Annotated in this window: 2 protein-coding genes; one reads left to right on the forward strand and one right to left on the reverse strand. The window is 31.4% G+C overall.

The window, feature by feature from the left end; translation table 11 throughout:
- Positions 1 to 164: 164 nt before the first annotated feature.
- Positions 165 to 1409, forward strand: coding sequence for a hypothetical protein (locus BU804_RS04315; protein WP_075883121.1), 1245 nt, complete (start codon positions 165 to 167; stop codon positions 1407 to 1409).
- A 287-nt stretch (positions 1410 to 1696) separates the two neighbouring features.
- On the opposite strand, the gene BU804_RS04320 is transcribed toward BU804_RS04315, so the two are convergent.
- Complete coding sequence (locus tag BU804_RS04320; RefSeq protein WP_075883122.1) at positions 1697 to 3589, reverse strand: leucine-rich repeat domain-containing protein; 1893 nt, start codon at positions 3587 to 3589, stop codon at positions 1697 to 1699.
- Positions 3590 to 3672 lie beyond the last annotated feature (83 nt).

A 3672-nucleotide genomic window follows, 5' to 3' on the forward strand; every position in this document is an offset into this window, starting at 1 on the left:
TTTATATCAATATCTTTAAAGATAAATAAAGAAAATAGTTGATTAAAATGTTTAAAAAGTTTTTACATTGATTATATCAATACCTTTTAAAGTGAATATAGAAGGATATTTATAAATAATTAACTTTTTTAACTTAACTTCAAACAATTTCAAGAGGTGATATTATGGAAACCCAATCTGTAGGTACTTTTTCAACAGGAGAAATAGAAGAAATAAGGATTTTATTTGAATCTCTAAAAAAAACTGAAACAAGAAATAGAGAATTGATAGATAAAGTTGAAACAGTTTGCGGGCAAATTTTACTAGTTACTGACCCGGTTCGTAGTCTTCAGAAAGATAATGTTGATCTTACTCAAAAAATCACTGTTCATAATCAGGATAATGGTAAATTTAAAGAGACAATGCTTAACCATGAGCAACAAATAAGTTTGCTTCAAAAAGAATTTCAAAAAGTTCAAGAAACGTTAAATGAAAAAGTTAGGCAAATAGCAGATATTCAAAGAACACTCGAAAAATATGAAAAAGAAAGACAAGAGCTTTCTGAGAGAAATACAAGGCTTGTCAATGAAAATGTCGAACTTGTCAATGAAAGAGTTGGCTTAAACACGCTATTAGAAGATTTACGCAAGGAAAAATCTGAACTTGAAAATCAAGAGAAAGCACATCAAGAAGAAATAAATAGACTGAAGCAAGATTTAAATGAAGCACAAAGTCGTTATTCCGAGTTGAAAAGAAGTAGTAATTTGGAAATTTCTGAAAAAATAAGGTTAATTGCTAATAAAAAGCTTAAATGCGAAAAACTTACCCAGGTAGGCATTTTAATTAGAAAAGATCGCGATCAAGCAAAACAGAAGTTGGCTGAAAGACAAGCAGTACATACGCAAACAAGACGGAATTTGCTTAAAGAACGAGCAGGACATATACAAACAAGCCAGAGCTTAGCTCAAGTAAAAGCAGAGCATGCTCAAACAACAAGAAAATTAAACCAAACTCAACATAAGCTAACTCAATCTCAGCAAACAGTATCAAGACAAAAAATAGATTATCAAGAGCTTGAAAATAAACTAGGAGAGATTGACAGTAGACTTATATCTCAAGAAGAATTACAAAAAATGAGCAAAAAAATTCAATCCAGAGAAGAAATCAAAGAGCTTATTACGCGTCTTAGCCTAATAAATTTAAATGATTTAAATGAACTTCAAGATTGGGTTAAAGATTGTACGACAACGTTTGGATTTAATGACGACGAACGACGTAATTTGGAAAGTAATTTATCAAATTTGTTGAGCAAACCTGGATTTTTTACATGGCCAAACATGTTAAGAGAAGGAGTTATGTTTTCTTTAGAAGGAGCTTCGATTCATTATTTGCCCTTGTTAATCAGTTTGTTATCTAAGTTAATTAAATAGTTTTTTTGACTAAAACACAGGATGAAAAAAAGTAATCTGTATATATTTTTTATTATTATAAATTTTACGAGTGCTTTGTTTCTAAGCTTAAATTACATTCAAATTAACATTAAGATTTTTGTGAGCAATCGAGTTTTTACGCAAAAATAAACATTCTCTGATAAAGATTTTTATCTGTAATTTTATTAAATTTGAGGAACTAACAAATTTTTATATTCAGCATTATTGAGAATTTTTGCACCAATTCAGATTCAAATATATTATGCTTACTAAGTACATCAAATGCACTAATCCTCTAGATTGATGCAACTTTGGTACCAAATTAGATTCAAATTTGGGAAAGCTGATAAGGATTTAAAATGCGCTAATCCAGCGTCAGTGAAATTTTCGCAATAGCTCAAATTCAAATCCTGCAAAGCCAATAAGGGTGACAAATGTGTTAATCCGGCATCAGTAAGATGATTACACGAACTCAGGTTCAAATGCGTTAAAGCCAATAAGGGTTTCAAATGTGTTAATCCGGCATCAGTAAGATGATTATACGAACTCAGGTTCAAATGCGTTAAAGCCACTAAAGGTGTCAAATGCGCTAATCCAGCATCCGTAAGATTTCTACAATAGCTCAGATCTAAATGTTGCAAAGTGACTAAAGGTGTCAAATGTGCTAGTCCAGCATCTGTGAGATTAAAACAACTACTCAGATCTAAATGCTGTAAAGCCATTAAAGGTGTCAAATGCGCTAATCCAGCATCTGTGAAATTATAGCACCAACTTAGGTTCAAATGCGTTAAAGCTACTAAAGGTGTCAAATGCGCTAATCCAGCATCCGTGATATTTCTACAATGGCCCAGATTCAAATGCTGCAAAGCCACTAAGGGAGTTAAATGCGCTAATCCTGCATCTGTGAAATTATAGCACCAACTCAGGTTCAAATGCGTTAAAGTCAATAAAGGTGTCAAATGCGCTAACCCAGCATCTGTGAAATTGCTACAATGGCCCAGATTCAAATGCTGTAAAGCCATTAAAGGTGTCAAATGCGCTAATCCAGCATCCGTGATATTTTTACAATGGCCCAGATTCAAATATTTTAAAGTCACTAAATGTGTCAAATGCGCTAATCCAGCATCCGTGATATTTCTACAATGGCTCAGATTTAAATGTTGTAAAGCCACCAAAGGTGTCAAATGCGCTAATCCTGCATTAGCAAATTTGCATCCAGCCAGATTTAAATGCTGTAAAGCCGTTAAGGGTGTCAAATATGCTAATCCTGCATCCGTGAGATTGCGGCACTCTTGAAGATGAAGCACTTTTAAATTTTTACAATTTTTTAACGCTAAGAGATGGGCATTAGTCAAAGAAGTATTTTTTGAAAAATTGAGTTCTTCTATTTCATTTGGAAAGTGATTTAAAATTTTTTCAAATTCCGTTAAATGAGATGTCTGATTTAATAATGAACTTACAACTGTGAGTTCTAAATAATTTTTTAAAGTGTTTAATTGATATTGGTGCGCAAAATTTAAAAGTTTTTTTAACTCTACTAGACTGTCTTCTCTAGAGTTAAACAGCTCATATTTCTTTAATTTACACTCAGCAATCAACTGTTTTTCTAAATTTTTTACAATTTCTGTCAGTTGATAGTAATCTGCTAGTTGAATCAAAGAAGGGATCTTTTGTAAAGGAACTTTAAAATTTGCATTCATCAAACAATTGAGCAGATGAGTAAACTCTTTTTGCGTCAAAGCGAGAGGATTTTGGAGGGTTTCTCGAAAATTTCCCGACCAAAGAATTTTAAAATAGGGCGATTTTTCCATTAACAAAGTTTTTTGAGAACTTGAAATTTTTAGATAAGTATTATCCTGAAAGCTCAATATGGGGGGAGGTGGGGCAAAGCATGAAATTTGGCTTGGGCTTGATAAAGACATAACAGATTCTGAATGAGTTGGGTTAAAATTAGAAACGATAATTACTTTTTGCCCCCAAAAAATTTCTCTCCATTGAGATTGAAGCAGATCTTTTTTAAAATAATTAAAAAATAAGTTGAGAAAGGTCTGAAAAATTGTTTTGCACAATAAATGAATTCGTTCAGAAAATTTTAAATGATTGTTCGATCGGTAGTAAGAATAAGTGTCTGTGCTAACAAGGAGATTACTAGAATTAAATATCGGATTATGAATATTCAAAATTAACCCCAAATTAATTAAATTATTTTTAAATTTTATTTATTTTATAAAATTATAATATATAAATAACTATTATTTCAATG

The organism is Candidatus Protochlamydia sp. W-9 (assembly GCF_001950615.1).
GTDB lineage: Bacteria > Chlamydiota > Chlamydiia > Chlamydiales > Parachlamydiaceae > Protochlamydia > Protochlamydia amoebophila.